Source organism: Rhizobium sp. WYCCWR 11146 (assembly GCF_013591995.1).
Lineage (GTDB): Bacteria > Pseudomonadota > Alphaproteobacteria > Rhizobiales > Rhizobiaceae > Rhizobium > Rhizobium indicum.
Map to the genome: position 1 here is coordinate 139,406 of NZ_JACCEY010000022.1, position 17,905 is coordinate 157,310.

Sequence of the window (17,905 nt, forward strand, 5' to 3'; positions counted from 1 at the left end):
GCGATCTATGTGACGCAATCATGGTTTTTTGGCAACCAAATGGCAAACGACATGGTTTGCAAAGCTGCGGACATATCCGGCGCCTAGTTGGGGTCTCCGCAGCCGGCGCTCAATCCGCCTGCACGTCTTGCCAGGAATCGAATGTCGCAGCCTGACCGCGACGGCACCCGCTGCGGTCGACAAGATCCCAAACGATGGCTTTTTCGATATAGAAACGCCGCCCTGACTTGGCGATGCGAAGTCCGCGGTAGTCGGCGATAAAGCCGTTGGCCGCCACGGCATTCAACAACCTCTCGCGTTCGGCGCGATCGGGCGCCTCCGCCGAAAGACGCGATGGCAAAGTGACGAACTCGTCCCATGAATATTCAAAGCAGGCTTGGGCAGCGCGGTTGGCGTAGATGAAGCGCGGATCGGCGTCGGTGTTGTGGGCAAGAACAACTGCCGGCGACTGGTCGTAGAGCCATTCAGCACCCTCGCCTTCCGGCGTCAGGCTGCGTCTCACGCTTCGTTCGAAACTTTCCGCCATCAATGCGTAAAATTCGAGATCGTAAGACAAGTCGAGACCGGCGTTATAGTTGGCAATCATGCGACGCGGTCAAGCTGGGCGATCGGAACTTCAGGCGTCATCCTGGAGGTAGCGTTCCGCGAGCCTTGCCCACATGGCTGCGCCAACCGTCAGGCTGGCATCGGCGAAATCATATTTTGCGCTATGCAGGATGGCGGAATTCATGCCATTGCCGAGACGCAGGAAGCTGCCCGGCTTGTGCTCGAGAAAGTGCGAGAAATCCTCGCTGCCAGGAATGAGCGGGCAGGTCGCGACCTTGTCTTCGCCGACCAGTTCCGCCGCGACGATCCGGGCAAAATCCGTCTCATCAGGCGAGTTGACGACGACAGGATTGCCGCGATCGTAGTCGATCTCGATGGAAGCATTGTGGCCTTCTGCCACCGAGCGGGCGAGCTTGGTGATGCGTTCCTGCAGGAGGTCGCGAATGCCAGGCTCGAAAGAGCGCACGCTCAATGCGAGCTTGGCATATTCCGGAATGACGTTGACTGCATCGCCGGCATGGATCGTGCCGACGGTGATGACGGCCGTCTGGGTCGGATCGAGGTTGCGCGAGATGATGGTCTGCAGCGAGACGACGAGGTTGCACGCCACGACCACGGGATCGACGGTCAGGTGCGGCCGCGAGGCATGGCCGCCTTTGCCCTTGATGGTAATCGCGACGGTGTCCGACGCCGCCATCATCGGGCCGGATCGCAGCAGGATGGTGCCTTCGGGAGCGCCGGGGTGGTTATGGAGGCCAAAGATGGCGTCGAACGGAAACCGCTCGAACAGGCCGTCGGCGATCATCGCCTGGGCGCCGCTATTCTTGCTCGCCTCTTCCGCCGGCTGGAAGATCAGCGTCACTGTGCCGTTGAAGCGGCGGGTGCGGGCGAGATATTCGGCTGTGCCGAGCAGCACGGTCGTGTGGCCGTCATGGCCGCAGGCATGCATCTTGCCGGGCGTGCCGCTGGCATAGGCAAGTCCGGTTTCCTCGACGATCGGCAGTGCATCCATGTCGGCGCGGATGGCGATGCCCTTGCTGCCCTTGCCGGCGCTGAGGCGGGCGACAACGCCATGGCCGCCGACATCGCGGGTCACGTCATAACCCCAGCCCTCCAGCTTTTCCGCAACGTAACGCGCCGTTTCCGCTTCTTCAAAGGAGAGTTCCGGATGGGCATGCAGATACTGGCGGGTCGCCTTTAGCTCCGCCTCCATGGCTTCGAAGTCGGAAAGGCGAGCATAGGCATTGTCGAGCGTGGGCATGAAAACATCCAGTCTTGATCGAAAAGGGCATTGCTCCGGCCCGAGGGTCGAAGCAGAAGCTGACACCAGTCAGAGAAAACGGGCGAGAAAAGCCTGAGTCCGGGGATGTTGCGGATTGCCGATGACATCCTCGGGCTTGCCCATTTCGACGACATTGCCGCCGTCCATGAACACCACCCGATCGGCCGCCTCACGGGCGAAACCGATCTCGTGGGTAACAACGATCATCGTCAGGCCCTGTTTGGCCAGATCGCGCATGGTGGAGAGAACTTCGCCGACCAGCTCCGGGTCAAGCGCCGAGGTGGGCTCATCGAACAGCATCAGCTTCGGTTTGATCGCAAGCGCGCGGGCGATGGCGACGCGCTGCTGCTGACCGCCGGAGAGCTGGCGGGGGTAGCTATCCGCCTTTTCCGACAGACCCACCCGCTCCAAAAGCCGCAGGGCGTTCTCGGTCGCCGCCTTGCGACTTTCTCCGTGCACGCCGATCGGAGCCTCGACGATGTTCTGCAGCACTGTCATGTGCGGATAGAGATTGAACTGCTGGAATACCATGCCGATCTTGCGCCGCTGGCTGGCGATCCGGTTGCTGGACAGCTTTTCCAGCCGGTCCTTGCGGAGACGGTAGCCGATCTGTTCGCCATCGACTTCGATGAACCCCTTGTTGATCGCTTCGAGATGGTTGATGCAGCGCAGGAAGGTCGATTTTCCTGACCCGGACGGGCCGAGCACCACGACGACTTCCCCCGGCATGACGTCGAGGTCGATCCCCTTCAGCACTTCGAGCTGGTCGAAGGACTTGTGGACGTTGCGGGCTCTGACGAGAGGTTTTGCAATTTCGGCAGCGGTCAATGGCTTGCCTCCTCGACAAGGGTCTCGGATTTGGCGGCAGCGGCATTGTTGCGCCGTTCGCTGCGGCCGTAATAGGCCTCGATATAGCTCTGGCCGAGATTGAGGATGGAAGTAATGAAGAGGTACCAGAGGACCGCGACCAGCAGCATCGGTACGATCTCGAAGGTGCGATTGTAGATCGACTGGACGGAATAGAGCAGATCGGCCATGGCGATGACGCTGACGAGTGACGTTGCCTTGATCATGCTGATCAGCTGGTTGCCCGTCGGCGGCACGATCGAGCGCATCGCCTGCGGAATGATGATCCGCCACAGCGCCCTCGCCTTGGTCATGCCGAAGGCTTCCGCCGTCTCGAACTGGCCGCGATCGACCGAGAGCAGGCCGCCGCGAATGATTTCGGCCATGTAGGCCGCTTCGTTCAAGGCAAGGCCGACGATTGCCGCCGTCATCGGCGTGATCACCGAATTGGTCTCCCAACTGGCGAGCGTCGGGCCGAACGGAATAGCGATCGAAAGCTCGGGAAAAAGGGTCGAGAGATTGTACCAGAAGATCAGTTGCACCAGGAGCGGCGTGCCGCGAAAGAACCAGATGAACAGCGACGCCAGCGAACGTGCAAGCCGGTCATTCGACAGCCGGGCGATCGCCAGTCCGAGGCCGAGAACGATGCCGATGGCCATCGCGACCACCGTCAGGCCCAAGCTGACGTAAAGGCCGTTGATAACAGTCGGATCGAAGAAATAGGCCGCGACGACAGGCCAGCCGAAATTCTCGTTATGGGCGACGATCCACAGGAAGTTGGCGGCAATCAGGAGCACGACCACCCACAGGACGAGCCGGCCCGTTTGAAAAGGCTTGTGGGCGTGGGCAACATCCCGGAAGTCCGCACCGCCCAAAGGCGGTGCGGCAGTCGTGCGGTCATTGCTCATTTCGGCAGGGCTCCACCAAGATTGAGGCCGGGCTGCTTGATCATGTTGTTCTCAAGACCCCATTTCTTCATGATGGCGGCATAGGCGCCGTTATCCATCAACGCCTTGATCGAGTCGAGCAGAACGGGGCCGAGCGGCGAGCCCTTCGGCACGACGGCGCCCTGATAGAGATCCTCAAACCCGTTTTTCTGGCCGACGCCGCTCAATTCCAGCTGGCCGTTTGCCTGAGACACGAAATAGGTCAGCGGCGCCTGCGAGGAGAAGAAGGCATCGGCGCGTTTGGAACGGACCGCCAGGATCGAGCTCGGCTGGTCGGTATAGGACTGCACTTCGGGCGCGGGCTTGCCCGCCGCCTTGCACTTTTCGACCTGGGCCTGGATTACCTTTTCGGCGGAGCCGCCGGCCATGACGGCAATGCGATTGCCGCAGGCGCTGTCGAGCGAACTGATGGCCTTCGGATTACCCTTCTGGACGGAGAAGACCACGTATTCCTGCACCCAGTCGACGAAATCATTGGCCTCTTCACGGGTTTTGAAATCACCGATCGGGCCGAAGGCGAACTGGTATCGGCCGGAATTGATGCCGGCGAGCAACGCGCTCAACCCGCTGACGGTTTCGTGCTCGATCTCGACGCCGAGCATCTGGCCGATCGCATCGGTCAGGTCAGCGCTGGCGCCGGTCAGTTTCGTACCGGTGACGATCTCATAGGGAGGAAAGGAACCGTTGTTGACGGAGATCATCTTGCCGTCCGTGCGGATCTTCTCCGGCAGGCGGGCGCGAAGAGCCTCGTTGACGGTCTGCTTTGCGACGGCCGCCTCCTGGGCGAAGACCGACGTCGTCATCATCAGGCCCAGCAGGGCGGCGGAAGCGATCAGTTTCGAATGCATGTCATTCCCCTTTTTTGGTTTTGCGAAAATGGTAATTCAACGTTGAGGCCTGTGATGAGTTTCATTGGCCTTGTTCACTGGGCCTTGGCGTGCCACGGAAACAGCTCGGCGGGCGTCAAAAGGCGCGGCATGATCTTCTGTTCGTAGAGTTCCTCGGCAAAGTCGGCGATCATTGCCTCGTTCTCGGCAAGCCCGCTGGCCCTCCAGGTCGGCGGCAGATCAGCCGCGCAGCGGCGCAGTTCGTCGATCATCCAGGGCGTGGTGTCGGCGTATTTCTCGCGCTTTTCCAGCCAGAGACGCTGGGACTCGTCGATCACCTCGCTGAGTTCATCCATGATCCAGGGATGCTCCTTGACGATATCAGCCTTGAAGCCGATCAGATGCATGCCTGGGACATAGCCAACCTCATTGAGGTAAGCGACTTCGGCGGCGCGGAAATCATCCAGCACCTGGCGGAGCGGCGATTCTTGGTCGAAGAAACCTTTCGGCATGAAAGGCGTAAACACGGCGTCGAGCCCGCCATCCAGCAAAAGATCTACCATCGGACGCTCGCCGGGAGCAGGTTCGATGCGGCCAGGCCGTCCAAAACCGTCGAGCCGGTCGACGATCGGATGGGCCTCGGTCAGGCGCCCGGCATACCACATGGCATCCTCGACGCCGACGCCTTCCCGGCGCAACGCGGCACGGGTCCAGGTATTTCCGGAATCTCGCCAGCCGGTCACGCCGATGTTCTTGCCGGCCAGATCGGAGAGCTTGCGGATCGGACTATCCTTGGCGGTGATGATGCAGCGATGGCGGAAGCCGCGCATGATGAAGTTCGGCATGCCCAGAACCCGATCATCGCCGTCATGGCGCATCTGCGAATAGCGGCTGAAGGACATTTCCGCGGCGTCATGCGCTGCGTCATCGGCGAGGCTCGAGACCAGCGTGCCCACACGATCCACTTTGATATCGAGACGGGAAGAACTGACATCACCGAGCACAAGCGGTGTCATGTAATCCCAGTCCCTAAGGGCGATGCGAAGCGTCACAGGCATGCAAAAACTCACAAAATTGCTCGACGGGTGGCAAATTAAATGTTCAAAATAGAGAGTACAAATGTTATTACGTTATTGAACATTTAAAGTGAGGGAAAAATGGGCGACGCGGTCGAAGCCTCCTGGTTTGCCGAAAAAATAGCCGACCGCAGCATCAGGGGAATCGCTCTCGAAACGAGCGCGTTGATCCGTGCCGGTGTCCTGCCCGTTGGGACACGCCTGCCGGCGATCCGCGATATCGCTTACGAATTGCATGTCAGCCCGGCGACTATCTCCGAAGCCTGGAGCGAATTGCGGCGGCAGAAGATCATCAGTGGCCGGGGGCGCAACGGCACCTGGGTCAGCGGCGACCGCTTTGTCGCCAAGCCGGAACGTCTCGCCAGCTCGGGAAATTATGCGGCAGGTGTGCTCGACCTTACCTTAGCCGGACCGGATGCAGCGCTTCTTCCCCGCCTGGCCGAAGCCATGGCCTATGGCGCGTCCGTCGATGATCTCAACAGCTATGAGCGCAGCCGGATCGTAGCTGAGTTGAAGGACGCCGTTTCAGAGCGATGGCCGTATGAGGCGGAAGCCTTTCTGGCCACCAATGGCGGTTACAACGCCGTCTATACGATATTGCATGCGCTGGTTTCCTCGGGTTCGTCGGTCGCGATCGAACATCCGACCGCGATGCGGCTGCTCGATATTCTGGAAGATCTCGGCGTCAAAATCATCCCTGTCGCCTGCGACGGCGAAGGCCCCCTGCCGGATTCGTTGCGCGAAGCATTGCGGCAACGTCCGGCCGCTTTTCTGTTCCAGCCGCGGCTGCATTCGGTGACCGGCGTTACGGTCAGTTCATCCCGCCTCGGTCAGCTAGGAGATGTGCTGGAAGACAGCGATACGCTTGTTATCGAGGATGACGGCGTCGGCGACGTGTCGGCAGCGCCTCCGCAGTCGCTGGGCGGCCGATTTGCGGAGCGGACGATCCATATCCTCTCGCTCTCGAAAAGCCTCGGCCCGGATCTCCGTCTCGCGGTTCTGTCGAGTTCCGCGCCTATCGTCGACCAGATCCAGTCTTACCGCTCCTTCAGCGCCGGCTGGACGAGCCGCATCCTGCAAGGGGCCGCCGCCTGGCTATTGCGCGATCCGGAAACCTGGCAGCTTATCGGCGAGGCGCGCGAGATCTATCAGCAGAGGCGCGATGCTCTTGCAGATGCACTTAGCGAACGGGGAATACCGATACCGCCAGGCCAGGGCCTGTGCCTCTGGGTGCCCGTCGTCTCCGAACCATTCGCGATGGTGACGCTCGCCGCACGCAATATCGCTGTCAACCCGGGCAACAAATTCTCCGTCTTGCCCAGCAATCATATTCGAGTGGCGACCAGCACGCTTAGCGATCGCTGCGAGGAAGCCGCCGATGCGATCGCTCTGGCTCATGCGCCGTGAAGGTAGGGGCCTGCACCTCGCGTACTACTTTCCCTCAAGCCATTCCTGCAGCTCTGCCTCCGCCCGCTCGAGAGCACTGTAGTTCAGGAGTTTGCGCATGAAAGCGACCGTGACGGCGCGGGCGCGCAGATTGAAGCGGCCGTCCTCGTGGTCGTCACCGGCGCTCTGGTAGACGTCGAGCTTGTCGTATAGCTGCTGCAGGCGGTTCTGCACGCTGCGCAGCGACAGGCCCCGGCGTTTGGCGATGGCCCGGTCGGTGAGGCCGAGCGCGATATCGACGAGGATCTCGTATTCGGAATCGGTGAAGCCGTTCGTCTGGCCGAGGCTCTTCTGCTGCAGGCCCCGTACCTCGCGGTCGATGACGCACTGGCTCTCGATGAAGATCGAGCGTAGCGCAAGCTTCAGCCGCTCGTCGGAGGCGGATTTCAGCACATAGCCATAGGCGGCGCCATCCGGCACGATGCGGGAGACGCCGCGCACATAGGCCTCATCCGAGTAATTCGACCAGAACAGGATGCGGGTCTCCGGCCGCTCTTTCCAGATGGTGCGCGCCGCCTCGATGCCGTTGCGGTTCGCCATCTGCAGGTCCATGACGATATGCGCCGACTTGTGGTCGCGGGCGAGCTTCTCGCCGACGGTTCCGTTCTCCGCCTCGATCACCGTGTCGCATTCCGGCAGGGCCGCGTTGACCGCCTCGTGCAGATAGGACCGGTGCAGCGGGTCGTCCTCGACGATCAGAACCTTCATGGTGCCCTTCTCCTCAATTTGGCCCGCTCGGCGGGTCGTGCGGTGCGAGCGGTAGCACGACGCGCACCACAGTTCCGCGATTGTTGTGGCCGGGCCCGGTCGTGAACCGCGCCGAAATCAGCCGCGCACGGGTCTTCATATTGTCGATACCGCCGCCGATCCGGCCCCGCGCCTTGGCGAGCCCGGTCCCGTCGTCGGAGATTTCGATTGACAACCGATCGTCATCGGCCTCGAGCCGCACCATGACGGCCAGCGGAGCGGCATGGCGCACCGCATTGTTGATCGCCTCCTGTGCGATCCGGAACAGCGCGACGCTGACGGTCGGTTCCAGTCGCTCCAGTGCGCCGTGCGTCTCGTCGACAAGGCCCCATTCGATCCCCGATCCGCTGTCGCGGGTCGATCGGTCCAGATGATGTTCGATCGCCTGGGCGAGGCCGAAGAGCTGGAGCACGGAGGGTTTTGCCTGTTCGATGATCTGCCGCAGATCCTGCATGCAATGCTGCAGGGAACGGGAGATCGGCTCCAACGTCTCGGGCGCCATCTCGCCGTTGCGCGACAGCCGGTCGATCCGGCGGGCGAGCCGCGTCAGGTCGGCGAGCGTCTGGTCGTGCAGGTCCATGCCGATGCGCTGGCGTTCCTGCTCCAGCGCTTCGGTAAGTTTCAGCGCACCTTGCCGCAAGCCCTCCTCGCGGGCGCGGGCCTCTGCCTCGACAATGGCCGAGCGTTGCGCCTGCTCGGCTGCCTGCAGCGCGAAGAAATAGGGCGTCAGCAGATCGGCAATGATGCGGGCGCGTTCGATATCCTCCATCGTATAGACGCCCGCCCTGTGCGACGAACAGGAAAGCGCTGCGATGATCGTGCCCTGCACCTTCATCGGCACATGCAAGCGGCTTCTCAGCGACTGTTCGACGATCGGCCGCTTGAATGCGCCCTCGAAGTGGAAACGCGGATCGGTCATGGCGTCGTCCGCCAGCAGAAAATCCACCTCGCCCCAGAGCAGCGAGCGGATGGGGCTGTTGACAACAGGCGCGCCGGCAAGGCCGCCCCAGGCAGTCTCGATGCCCGTCTCATAGGCCGTGTGGTAGTTGCCGCCCTCAAGCAGCACGCAGACATCGAGGTGGTCGTGCGGGATGATATGGGCGACCTCGGCCGCGACGGAACGGATAGCCGAGCGGAAGTCGAGCTGGCCCGCGAGCAGCCGGGAAATGCCGAGATAATGGTCGAACATGGCTGCGGGTACGAGATGCAGCATCGTCAGTTCCTCCCCGAGACGGCGCCGGGCTCCTCAACCCGCCGCGACTCCTTTCCAGTAAGCGCCTGCGGGAGCGCCGCCGTCTTGCGTAAACCCGCAGCTTGTTGCGCAAAACCCGCAAACGGATTGCCGCCTTGCCCCTGTACAGGCCGATCGATCTCCCGCATCCTGCCCTTACTGAGAGGAGGAAGCTCAGTGCAAGAACAATTTTCACTCGAACCCAGTTGGGCTGGCAGGAGTGAAGCGATCCGCCGACAGGCGCGATCATCAGGGAGGAAGACATGACAATCAGCAAGATGCTTCTGGCATCGGCCGCTATCGCATGCGCCGCGATGCCCGTTTCCGCCTTTGCCGACACGTCGGCCAAGAAAATCGCCCTTTCCAACAATTATGCCGGCAACTCGTGGCGCCAGGCCATGCTGACGAGCTGGGGCAAGGTGACAGGCGAAGCCGTGAAGGCCGGCACCGTTGCCGCAGCCGACCCTTTCACCACTGCCGAGAACCAGGCGACGGAACAGGCGGCGCAGATCCAGAACATGATCCTGCAGGGTTATGACGCCATCGTGCTGAACGCCGCCTCGCCGACGGCGCTGAACGGCGCGGTCAAGGAGGCCTGCGACGCCGGCATCACCGTCGTTTCCTTTGACGGCATCGTGACCGAACCCTGCGCTTGGCGCATCGCCGTGAACTTCAAGGAAATGGGCCGCAGTGAGGTCGAGTACCTGTCGAAGAAACTTCCGGACGGCGGCAACCTGCTCGAGATCCGCGGCCTTGCCGGTGTCTTCGTCGACGACGAGATCTCGGCTGGCATCCACGAGGGTGTCAAGCAGTTCCCGCAGTTCAAGGTCGTTGGCTCCGTGCACGGCGACTGGGCGCAGGACGTGGCGCAGAAGGCTGTTGCCGGCATCCTGCCGAGCCTGCCCGACATCGCCGGCGTGGTAACGCAGGGTGGTGACGGTTATGGCGCCGCACAGGCGATTGCCGCGACCGACCGGAAGATGCCGATCATTATCATGGGCAACCGCGAAGACGAACTGAAGTGGTGGAAGGAGCAGAAGGACGCGAAGGGTTACGAGACCATGTCCGTCTCCATCGCGCCCGGCGTCTCCACGCTCGCTTTCTGGGTGGCCCAGCAGATCCTCGACGGCAAGGAAGTCAAGAAGGACCTCGTCGTGCCCTTCCTGCGCATTGACCAGGACAATCTCGAAACCAACCTCGCCAATACCCAGGCCGGCGGCGTCGCCAACGTGGAATACTCGCAGGCAGACGCAATCAAGGTCATCGAGTCGGCAAAGTAAATCTCCCGGCAACTGCCGCGCGGCCGCAAATGGCCGCGCGGGATTCTTTATGAAGCGGGCATGGCGGGCAGCATGGATGACGTTTTGAAGGCGGTGATCGCCGTCGATGGCGCCAAGATGAGCTTCGGCGCGGTTAGGGCACTCGATGGCGTGACCCTCTGCGTCATGCCGGGCGAATGCGTCGGGCTTGTCGGCCACAATGGAGCCGGCAAGTCCACCATCGTCAGCGTGATCAACGGCGGTCTCACACCGCACGAAGGAGGTGTGGCGAGCGACGGCGAACGGCTGGAGCGCTATGGCATCAATGCCGCGCGTGCCCGCGGCGTGCGCTGCGTCTTCCAGGAGCTTTCGCTCTGCCCCAACCTTTCGATCGTCGAGAACACGCGCATCATGCATCGCCATCTCGGTGGCTTCGGCTGGCGGCGGCGCGCCGCAAAAATCATCGAGACGAGCCTCGACGCGGTCTTTCCCGGCCACGGCATCGACAGCAGCCGGGCCGTGGGAGATCTTTCGATCGCCGAGCGGCAGATGGTCGAGATCGCCATGGCCTTTTCCGACGCCGGCATTGCGCCGCGGCTGGTGATCCTCGACGAACCGACCTCGTCGCTCGATGCAAGCCTTGCCCGGCAGATGCTCGATCATGTCCGCCGCTTCATCGCCATGGGCGGGTCCGTCATCTTCATCTCGCATATTCTGCACGAGATCCTCGAAACCGCCGACCGCATCATCGTCATGAAGGACGGCCGCGTCGTCGCCGAGCGCCCGGCGCATGGCTTCGACCATCACGGCCTCGTCGAAGCCATGGGCACCGTTGCGAAGGAGGAGACCAAGCAGCGCTCGGCGCGCGAACAATCCACCGCTCCGCTCATTCTGTCCCATCAGGCGAAGGGCCTTTCCTTTGCGGCCCGCAAGGGCGAGATCATCGGATTGGCGGGTTTGGCGGGCCATGGGCAGACCGAACTCCTGCTCGCCCTGCATGCCGCCCAGTCCGGCAACTGGCTGCCTGAGCGCGATCCGCTCGTCACCTTCGTCGCCGGCGACCGCCGCCTCAACGGTGTCTTCGAGCTGTGGAGCATCCTGCGCAACTTCTCCATCGCCTCGCTCGGTGACCTCTCCCGGCGCGGGCTGATCCTCGCAGGGGCAGAGGAGACGAAGGGCGCCGACTGGAAGCGGCGGATCGAGATCCGCACGCCCGATATGGACAACCGCATCCTGTCGCTTTCCGGCGGCAACCAGCAGAAGGTGCTCTTTGCCCGGGCGCTTGCGACGCGCGCGCCGATCGTGCTGATGGACGACCCGATGCGCGGCGTCGACGTCGGCACCAAGCAGGAGGTCTATACGATCATTCGCGAGGAGGCGGCGCGCGGCCGCACCTTCATCTGGTACTCGACGGAGATGGACGAGGTCCGCCTTTGCGACCGCGTCTACGTCTTTCGCGAAGGCCGTATCACGACCGAACTCGTCGGTAATGCCGTCAACGAGACGAATATCATTGCCGCCTCCTTCGAAGGGGTCGCCGCATGACGTTCCGGCTGTCGTCCGACGCCATGCGTCTTGCCATTCCTGCCCTGTCGCTGACGTTGCTGCTCGCCGCCGTCTTCTGGCTGCAGCCGCGCGCCATGAGCTATGTCGGCCTCAACCTGTTGTTCAACCTGGCTGTGCCGATCGCGCTTGCGACGATCGCCCAGATGATCGTGATGGCGGTGAACGATCTCGATCTCTCGATGGGGGCCTTCGTCAGCTTCGTCGCCTGCGTCACCGCGACCTTTCTGCGTGATGCCCCGGTGACCGGCGTCCTGATCCTTGCCGGCGCGATCGCAACCTATGCGGCGCTCGGCGTCGTCATCTATCTGCGTAACCTGCCGTCCATTGTCGTGACCCTCGGCATGAGCTTCGTCTGGGGCGGCCTTGCCGTGCTGCTGCTGCCGGCACCGGGTGGGCAGGCGCCGGACTGGGTGCGCTGGCTGATGACCGTCAAGCCGCCGCTGGCGCCGATGGCGATTGTCGCCAGCATCGTCATCGCCTTGGTCGCCCATCTTCTCGTCATGCGGTCGTCGCTCGGCGTGCTGATGCGCGGCATCGGCGGTAACCAGCGCTCGGTCGAGCGTGCCGGCTGGTCGATTGTCGGCGCGCGCGCTGCCGCCTATGGTCTTGCCGGCCTCTTCGCGGTGCTCGCCGGCATTGCCCTCGTCGGCCTGACAACCTCGGCCGATGCCAATATCGCGCTACGCTACACGCTGCTGTCAATCGCCGGCGTGATCCTTGGCGGCGGCGAGTTCATCGGCGGCCGCGTCTCCCCGATCGGCGCCGTCATCGGCGCGCTGACGCTGACGCTCGCCGGTTCGTTCCTGTCCTTCCTGCGGATCTCGCCGGACTGGCAGATCGGGGCTCAGGGCGCAATCCTGATCATCGTGCTCGCACTCCGCCTGATGCTGAACCGCATGGAGAAGCGGGAGAAACGCCGATGACCCCGCTCCTTCGCCTATTCGGCAAACCCTGGATCTGGTCGTGGCTTGCCGCCTTTATCGTCTGGTTCCTGACGATCATGGTGACGCTCGGCGCCAGCACGCTTGGCCTGTCGCAGGCAGCCCTCACCTTCGCAGCCTTTTCGGTCATCGTCGGCATCGGCCAGATGTTCGTCATCACGCTCGGCCCCGGCAACATCGATCTCTCGGTTCCCGCCACCATGACGCTTGCCGGCACGGTGGCGCTGAAGCTGATGAATGTCGAAAACGGCATGATCCTGCCCGGCCTTCTCGTTGCCATCGTCATCGGCCTTGTCGTCGGCCTCGGCAATTATGCGCTCATCAAGGCGCTGCGCATTCCGCCGATCATCGCCACGCTGTCCATGAGCTTCATCGTGCAGTCCGCGGCGATCTGGACGAACCGGGGCTTGCGCATCAAGCCGCCGAGCGCGCTGGCGGAATTCACCACGTCGAACACGCTCGGCGTGCCGAATGTGGCGATCGCAGCACTCCTCGTCTCGCTCCTCGCCTGGTTCCTGCTCGAGAGGACGATCTACGGGCGCTGGATCTCGGCGATCGGCCAGAGCATGCCGGCAGCCCGCATGGCCGGCATACCGGTCGACGGCACGCGTTTCGTCACCTACCTCTTCTGCGCCGTTCTCGCATCGGTCGCAGGCTATCTGCTCGCCTGCTTCTCGGGCGGTGCGGCGCTCAACATGGGCTCGGAATATCTGCTGATGTCGATCGCCGTCGTCGTGATCGGCGGCACGGCAGTCGCCGGCGGCGATTCCAACGTGCCGGGCATCTGGGGCGCATCGCTCTTCATGTTCCTTGTCGTCTCCATGCTCAACACCTACGGGGTCGGCGCGGGCATCCGCCTGATCATGACCGGCCTCATCATCATCAGCGTCATCATGCTCGCCGGCGGTCGCCGGGCCGGCATGCGATAATTGGGAAGACCGCCATGGCCGAGGCCAGCATCTACGAAATCCATGATCCGCGCTTCCGGCAGATGATCGTAACGAGCGCCGGCCTCGACGAACTCTATTCCGGCTGCCGCTGGGCGGAGGGTCCCGTCTGGTTCAACGACGCGAACCAACTGCTCTGGAGCGACATTCCCAACCAGCGCATGCTGCGTTGGACGCCCGAGAGCGGCGTCTCCGTCTATCGGCAACCGTCCAACTTCACCAATGGCCATACGCGCGACCGGCAGGGACGGCTGATCTCCTGCGAACATGGAACGCGCAGCGTCACCCGCACCGAGGTCGACGGCTCGATCATCGTGCTCGCCGACCGTTTCGAAGGCGCCAGGCTCAATTCGCCGAACGACGTGGTGGTGAAATCAGACGGCACGATCTGGTTCACCGATCCCACCTACGGCATCATGTCGGACTACGAAGGTTTTCGCGCCGAGCCGGAGCAGCAGACCCGCAATGTCTACCGGCTCGATCCGACGACCGGCGCGCTTGCGGCCGTCGTCACGGATTTCATCCAGCCGAACGGCCTCGCCTTCTCGCCCGACGAGACAATCCTCTATGTGGCGGATTCGGCCGCAAGCCACGACGAGAGCCTGCCGCGTCACATCCGCGCTTTCGACGTGATCGACGGCATCAGGCTGGCAAACAGCCGCGTCTTCTGCCTGATCGACAACGGCATCCCGGACGGCATCCGCACCGACGTCAACGGGAACCTCTGGTCAAGTGCCGCCGACGGCGTGCATTGCTTCGACCCGACGGGCAAGCTGATCGGCAAGATCCGCGTACCGCAGACCGTCGCCAACCTCACCTTCGGCGGCCCCCAACGCAACCGGCTGTTTATTGCGGCGACGCGGTCGGTTTATTCGGTCTATGTCGCGGTGAGTGGGGCTCAGGTGCCGTGAGGTTGGTCGCCTTGAACCAATACAAACCGTTGCTACAAAATGCTCGGCGGCCCACGTATGCTGGCCGCCGAGCTCCACATAAATCTCTTCATCATATAGGCTGATTGAACCCTCCGCTCGAGTCCGTAAGACCATGCATTTCCCGGATCAGATCGGCCGCCCGCTCTCCGATGACAACACAAGGCGCCATCGTGTTGCCGGTGGTGATGCGAGGCATGATCGAGGAGTCTGCGATGCGAAGGCCAGCGATACCGTACACTTTGAGCTCGTTATCGACCACCGACATGCTGTCGCGTCCCATCTTGGCTGTGCAGGATTGATGCCAGTAGGTGACCGCCGAACGCCGGATAAAGTCGATCATCCCTGATCGGTTGCGCGCGCCCGGAGCAGTCTCGGCCGTTACCAACGGCTTGAAAGCGTGGCTATTTCCCAATCCCCGGCATAGCTCCACCGCGGCCAGGGCAGCAGCCATGTCTTCTGGTTCGCTCAACGAATTGGGTTCGATGAGGATAGGGTCACTTGCGTTGGGGCCGGAGAGCCGAAGCCAACCACGGCTTTTCGGCTGGGCGAGACCGTTAAACATCGTCCACCCATGTTGCGGCGTTTCGAGGCCCGTCTCGATCGGTGACGGCACAGCGAACTCCAACTGGCACTGAAGAATGTCCGGCTGCGCAAGACGCGAGTTGCTTTTCCAGTAGAGTTTTGCTTCGCAGCCGCTACCACCGACGGCTTCTGGTTTTCGATATGCCCAGGTGCACCCGAATGCGAGATGATCCTGATGATTGCGCCCAACGCCCGGTAAGTGTTGAACCACGGGAATGCCGTGGGCTTGCAGCTCATCTTCTGGACCTATGCCCGACTGCATCAACACTTTCGGAGTGTTGATCGCGCCTAGCGACAGTACCGTTTCGCAACGCGCAGTGAATTGACGCAACTGATCATCGACGAGAACCTCGACCCCCGTCACACGCTTGCCATCGAAGATGAGGCGCGTGACCAGTGCGTCGGTCAGCACAGTCAGGTTTGGGCGCGACATGAGCGGGCTGACATAGGATCCAAAGACAGACTCCCGCTTGCCATCCCGGATCCGCAGTTCAGCGATAGATGCGCCGCCCGGGGCCTCCATCATTTCACCATTCGGGCTATCGTAGACGGGAATACCGATAGTGGATGCCGCACTCAACAAGGCCTCTGCGATCGGTTGGGGCGCCTGCGGCTGCGCTACGTAGGCCGGTCCGCCCATGCCTCGACGCGTTGGGTCCGGAGCGCCCTGCCAATCTTCGATCCGGCGATAGTAGCCGAGGATAGACTGATAGCCCCACGCGTCATCGCCGGCTTCAGCGGCAAAGTGGTCCCAATCTCCCTTGTGCCCCCTGGCCCACACCATGACATTGATGCTCGAACCGCCGCCGAGCCCCTTGCCCATGCTGAGAGGAAGACGTCGGCCGTCCAGGCCAGGTGCCGGTTGTCCGACAAAACCCCAGTCCCGGATCGAGCCGAGATTGAGCGGCCACTGCGCAGGGTTTGTAACGGTCTCGGCCGCATCGTCACCGCCTGCCTCGAGCAGTAGGACGCTTGCATTTCCATCCTCTGCCAGTCGCGCGGCAACGACGGAGCCGCTGGACCCGGCGCCGCAGACGATGAAGTCGAAAACACCACCGACCTCGTTCTGAGGAATGGGCGGATTTTCGGGTGCATTTTGGTCATGACTATTCAGCTTCACGTGACTACCTCCGTGAATGGATTCAAAACAATAGCGAATTTGCTGGGGATCCCGGGGGCGAATGCGGGCAATGGATCCCAGTCCGAGATCGTGCGGCCTTCCATGTGCTCGCTTCGGCCCGACCTCGCTCGGTTCGACAGCCCCTGCTCGTCGTCATCGGGACAGTGCGGACTGTCCCGATGAGGCTACGTCTGTCATCGCTTCTTCGCCGAGACGGCCTTAGCGGCCTGATCAATGGTATCGGCGACCACCTTCGGCTGCGTCATGAACAGGGCGTGGCTTGCCGAAACCTTGGTGATCTTCGCCTTGATGCGCTCTGCCATGTGGATCAGCATCGCCTGATCGAATGCATTGTCTTCGGTAGCGATGACGGCCCAGCTCGGCTTAGTGCGCCATGCAGCATTTTCCAACTTCGTGCCGAACGCCGACATGTTGATCGGGACCTGCGCATCCCTCATGAATGCAACATCCGCATCACTGACGTCATGAGCAAAGCCAGCCTTGAACTTTTCCGGGCTGACATATCCAAAGCCATCTTTCGTGGTCTCAATGACGAATTCCGATGCAGGAGCAAATCCTTGGTATTGCTGTGCCGTTGTCTCGCCGGCATCGGGGGACAGAGCGGAAACATAGACGAGGCCAGCAACCTTTGCGTCGATGCCCGCTTCCGTGATGACCGTGCCGCCCCAGGAATGTCCAACGAGAATGACCGGACCATCCTGCCGTTCCAGCGCACGTTTGGTGGCGGCAACGTCGTCTTCGAGGGAGGTCAGCGGGTTCTGGACGATCGTAACGCGATAGCCGCGCTTGGTGAGATTGTCGTAAACACCCTTCCAGCCAGAACCGTCCGCAAAGGCGCCGTGGACAAGCACAACGTTTCTGACCGGCTGGTCTTGAGAGATGGTGTCCGCTGCGTTCGCCGGCAATGCGGCGGCGGACAGTGAGGCTGCAGCAGCAATTGCGGCTACGGTGGTCGTGGTCTTGCGTGTCATGGCTATCTCCTCGTTAACTGCGATAACTGTTATCGCGATATATGTAAGCTCGCAGACTTTGGGTTTCGCGTCAAGATAATTCTTATCGCGATATTTAATTTCTCTCTAGAATGGGCTATATGGAGTCTACAGGAGCTCACAATGACCGCACGCCATAACGACCCGCCCCCTCTGCACGACCAATTGTGCTACGCAATTTACACTGCTGGTATTGCCATCCAGCGTGCTTACAAGCCCCTTCTCGATGAGTTGGGCCTGACGTACCCGCAGTACCTCGTGCTCAACGTGCTGTGGGGCGAGGATGGGCAGACGGTGGGCGCCATTGCCAATGCCCTTGCCCTGGAATCCAGCACGCTGACGCCGCTTCTAAAGCGCCTTGAGGTATCCGGCCTGCTGCGTAGGACCAGAAACCTGAGCAACGAGCGCCAGGTGTTGATTGCGTTGACCGACGAAGGCAGGGCGTTACAGCACAAGGCTGGTTGTCTCAGCGACACCTTGCTTGCAGCTTCGACCCAGACGCCACAGGAATTGGGCGCTTTGAACCGCGACGTCCGCCATCTCCGCAACGCGATCTATTCCCAGATCGGCGGCTGGGACGCGCCCGCCTGATTTGCCGTG

At 62.0% G+C, this 17,905-nt stretch carries 17 protein-coding genes; 7 read left to right on the top strand and 10 right to left on the bottom strand.

The window, feature by feature from the left end:
• Nucleotides 1–109: 109 nt before the first annotated feature.
• The 6 genes from HX899_RS16735 to HX899_RS16760 form a co-directional block, all read right to left on the bottom strand.
• Nucleotides 110–586 carry an MEKHLA domain-containing protein gene (locus tag HX899_RS16735; protein ID WP_173883654.1) on the bottom strand — a complete coding sequence of 159 codons (477 nt, stop codon included), beginning with the start codon at nt 584–586 and terminating at the stop codon, nt 110–112.
• 30 nt (nt 587–616) lie between these two features.
• The gene (locus HX899_RS16740) at nt 617–1,807 is read right to left on the bottom strand and encodes a M20 aminoacylase family protein (protein WP_181292870.1); all 1,191 of its coding nucleotides are present in this window, start codon (nt 1,805–1,807) and stop codon (nt 617–619) included.
• Between the two features lie 69 nt (nt 1,808–1,876).
• Nucleotides 1,877–2,656 (bottom strand): amino acid ABC transporter ATP-binding protein, encoded by a 780-nt coding sequence (locus HX899_RS16745; RefSeq protein ID WP_181292871.1) that lies wholly within the window; start codon nt 2,654–2,656, stop codon nt 1,877–1,879.
• Complete coding sequence (locus HX899_RS16750) at nt 2,653–3,582, bottom strand: amino acid ABC transporter permease (RefSeq protein ID WP_180196580.1); 930 nt, start codon at nt 3,580–3,582, stop codon at nt 2,653–2,655. Before HX899_RS16750 ends, HX899_RS16745 begins: the two co-directional genes overlap by 4 nt.
• Nucleotides 3,579–4,469: an ABC transporter substrate-binding protein gene (locus tag HX899_RS16755; RefSeq protein ID WP_181292872.1), complete on the bottom strand. Its 891-nt coding sequence runs from the start codon at nt 4,467–4,469 to the stop codon at nt 3,579–3,581. The genes HX899_RS16750 and HX899_RS16755 overlap by 4 nt, the downstream gene beginning before the upstream one ends.
• 74 nt (nt 4,470–4,543) lie before the next feature.
• The gene (locus HX899_RS16760; protein ID WP_181292873.1) at nt 4,544–5,506 is read right to left on the bottom strand and encodes a nitrate ABC transporter substrate-binding protein; all 963 of its coding nucleotides are present in this window, start codon (nt 5,504–5,506) and stop codon (nt 4,544–4,546) included.
• Between the two features lie 99 nt (nt 5,507–5,605).
• Here HX899_RS16760 and HX899_RS16765 point away from each other — a divergent pair, with 99 nt between their 5' ends.
• Nucleotides 5,606–6,931 carry a PLP-dependent aminotransferase family protein gene (locus HX899_RS16765; RefSeq protein WP_181292874.1) on the top strand — a complete coding sequence of 442 codons (1,326 nt, stop codon included), beginning with the start codon at nt 5,606–5,608 and terminating at the stop codon, nt 6,929–6,931.
• A gap of 24 nt (nt 6,932–6,955) precedes the next feature.
• On the opposite strand, the gene HX899_RS16770 is transcribed toward HX899_RS16765, so the two are convergent.
• Complete coding sequence (locus tag HX899_RS16770) at nt 6,956–7,678, bottom strand: response regulator transcription factor (protein WP_138390313.1); 723 nt, start codon at nt 7,676–7,678, stop codon at nt 6,956–6,958.
• Between the two features lie 13 nt (nt 7,679–7,691).
• Nucleotides 7,692–8,930 carry a sensor histidine kinase gene (locus tag HX899_RS16775; RefSeq protein ID WP_181292875.1) on the bottom strand — a complete coding sequence of 413 codons (1,239 nt, stop codon included), beginning with the start codon at nt 8,928–8,930 and terminating at the stop codon, nt 7,692–7,694.
• 281 nt (nt 8,931–9,211) lie between these two features.
• Between HX899_RS16775 and HX899_RS16780 the strand changes: the two genes are divergently transcribed.
• From HX899_RS16780 to HX899_RS16800, 5 genes are all read left to right on the top strand, one after another.
• Complete coding sequence (locus HX899_RS16780) at nt 9,212–10,228, top strand: ABC transporter substrate-binding protein (RefSeq protein ID WP_181292876.1); 1,017 nt, start codon at nt 9,212–9,214, stop codon at nt 10,226–10,228.
• A 72-nt stretch (nt 10,229–10,300) separates the two neighbouring features.
• Nucleotides 10,301–11,752 carry a sugar ABC transporter ATP-binding protein gene (locus HX899_RS16785; protein ID WP_181292877.1) on the top strand — a complete coding sequence of 484 codons (1,452 nt, stop codon included), beginning with the start codon at nt 10,301–10,303 and terminating at the stop codon, nt 11,750–11,752.
• Nucleotides 11,749–12,696 (top strand): ABC transporter permease, encoded by a 948-nt coding sequence (locus HX899_RS16790; protein ID WP_138330712.1) that lies wholly within the window; start codon nt 11,749–11,751, stop codon nt 12,694–12,696. Before HX899_RS16785 ends, HX899_RS16790 begins: the two co-directional genes overlap by 4 nt.
• On the top strand, nt 12,693–13,643 hold the full coding sequence (locus HX899_RS16795; protein ID WP_181292878.1) for an ABC transporter permease: 951 nt from the start codon (nt 12,693–12,695) through the stop codon (nt 13,641–13,643). The genes HX899_RS16790 and HX899_RS16795 overlap by 4 nt, the downstream gene beginning before the upstream one ends.
• A 14-nt stretch (nt 13,644–13,657) precedes the next feature.
• Nucleotides 13,658–14,572, top strand: a complete 915-nt coding sequence (locus HX899_RS16800; RefSeq protein ID WP_138330714.1) for an SMP-30/gluconolactonase/LRE family protein — start codon at nt 13,658–13,660, stop codon at nt 14,570–14,572.
• Between the two features lie 91 nt (nt 14,573–14,663).
• Here HX899_RS16800 and HX899_RS16805 read toward each other — a convergent pair whose 3' ends face one another.
• Complete coding sequence (locus HX899_RS16805; RefSeq protein ID WP_138390317.1) at nt 14,664–16,295, bottom strand: GMC family oxidoreductase; 1,632 nt, start codon at nt 16,293–16,295, stop codon at nt 14,664–14,666.
• A gap of 194 nt (nt 16,296–16,489) precedes the next feature.
• Entirely contained in the window at nt 16,490–17,287 is a 798-nt protein-coding gene (locus tag HX899_RS16810; protein WP_181292879.1) for an alpha/beta fold hydrolase, read from the bottom strand.
• Between the two features lie 141 nt (nt 17,288–17,428).
• Here HX899_RS16810 and HX899_RS16815 point away from each other — a divergent pair, with 141 nt between their 5' ends.
• Complete coding sequence (locus HX899_RS16815) at nt 17,429–17,896, top strand: MarR family winged helix-turn-helix transcriptional regulator (protein ID WP_011649065.1); 468 nt, start codon at nt 17,429–17,431, stop codon at nt 17,894–17,896.
• Nucleotides 17,897–17,905 lie beyond the last annotated feature (9 nt).

What these genes read in the sequence shown, in the direction of transcription:
- HX899_RS16735 (WP_173883654.1), bottom strand. Translation starts at nt 586, where the DNA reads ATGATTGCCAACTATAACGCCGGTCTCGACTTGTCTTACGATCTCGAA.
- HX899_RS16740 (WP_181292870.1), bottom strand. Translation starts at nt 1,807, where the DNA reads ATGCCCACGCTCGACAATGCCTATGCTCGCCTTTCCGACTTCGAAGCC.
- HX899_RS16750 (WP_180196580.1), bottom strand. Translation starts at nt 3,582, where the DNA reads ATGAGCAATGACCGCACGACTGCCGCACCGCCTTTGGGCGGTGCGGAC.
- HX899_RS16755 (WP_181292872.1), bottom strand. Translation starts at nt 4,469, where the DNA reads ATGCATTCGAAACTGATCGCTTCCGCCGCCCTGCTGGGCCTGATGATG.
- HX899_RS16760 (WP_181292873.1), bottom strand. Translation starts at nt 5,506, where the DNA reads ATGCCTGTGACGCTTCGCATCGCCCTTAGGGACTGGGATTACATGACA.
- HX899_RS16765 (WP_181292874.1), top strand. Translation starts at nt 5,606, where the DNA reads ATGGGCGACGCGGTCGAAGCCTCCTGGTTTGCCGAAAAAATAGCCGAC.
- HX899_RS16770 (WP_138390313.1), bottom strand. Translation starts at nt 7,678, where the DNA reads ATGAAGGTTCTGATCGTCGAGGACGACCCGCTGCACCGGTCCTATCTG.
- HX899_RS16775 (WP_181292875.1), bottom strand. Translation starts at nt 8,930, where the DNA reads ATGCTGCATCTCGTACCCGCAGCCATGTTCGACCATTATCTCGGCATT.
- HX899_RS16780 (WP_181292876.1), top strand. Translation starts at nt 9,212, where the DNA reads ATGACAATCAGCAAGATGCTTCTGGCATCGGCCGCTATCGCATGCGCC.
- HX899_RS16785 (WP_181292877.1), top strand. Translation starts at nt 10,301, where the DNA reads ATGGATGACGTTTTGAAGGCGGTGATCGCCGTCGATGGCGCCAAGATG.
- HX899_RS16790 (WP_138330712.1), top strand. Translation starts at nt 11,749, where the DNA reads ATGACGTTCCGGCTGTCGTCCGACGCCATGCGTCTTGCCATTCCTGCC.
- HX899_RS16795 (WP_181292878.1), top strand. Translation starts at nt 12,693, where the DNA reads ATGACCCCGCTCCTTCGCCTATTCGGCAAACCCTGGATCTGGTCGTGG.
- HX899_RS16800 (WP_138330714.1), top strand. Translation starts at nt 13,658, where the DNA reads ATGGCCGAGGCCAGCATCTACGAAATCCATGATCCGCGCTTCCGGCAG.
- HX899_RS16810 (WP_181292879.1), bottom strand. Translation starts at nt 17,287, where the DNA reads ATGACACGCAAGACCACGACCACCGTAGCCGCAATTGCTGCTGCAGCC.
- HX899_RS16815 (WP_011649065.1), top strand. Translation starts at nt 17,429, where the DNA reads ATGACCGCACGCCATAACGACCCGCCCCCTCTGCACGACCAATTGTGC.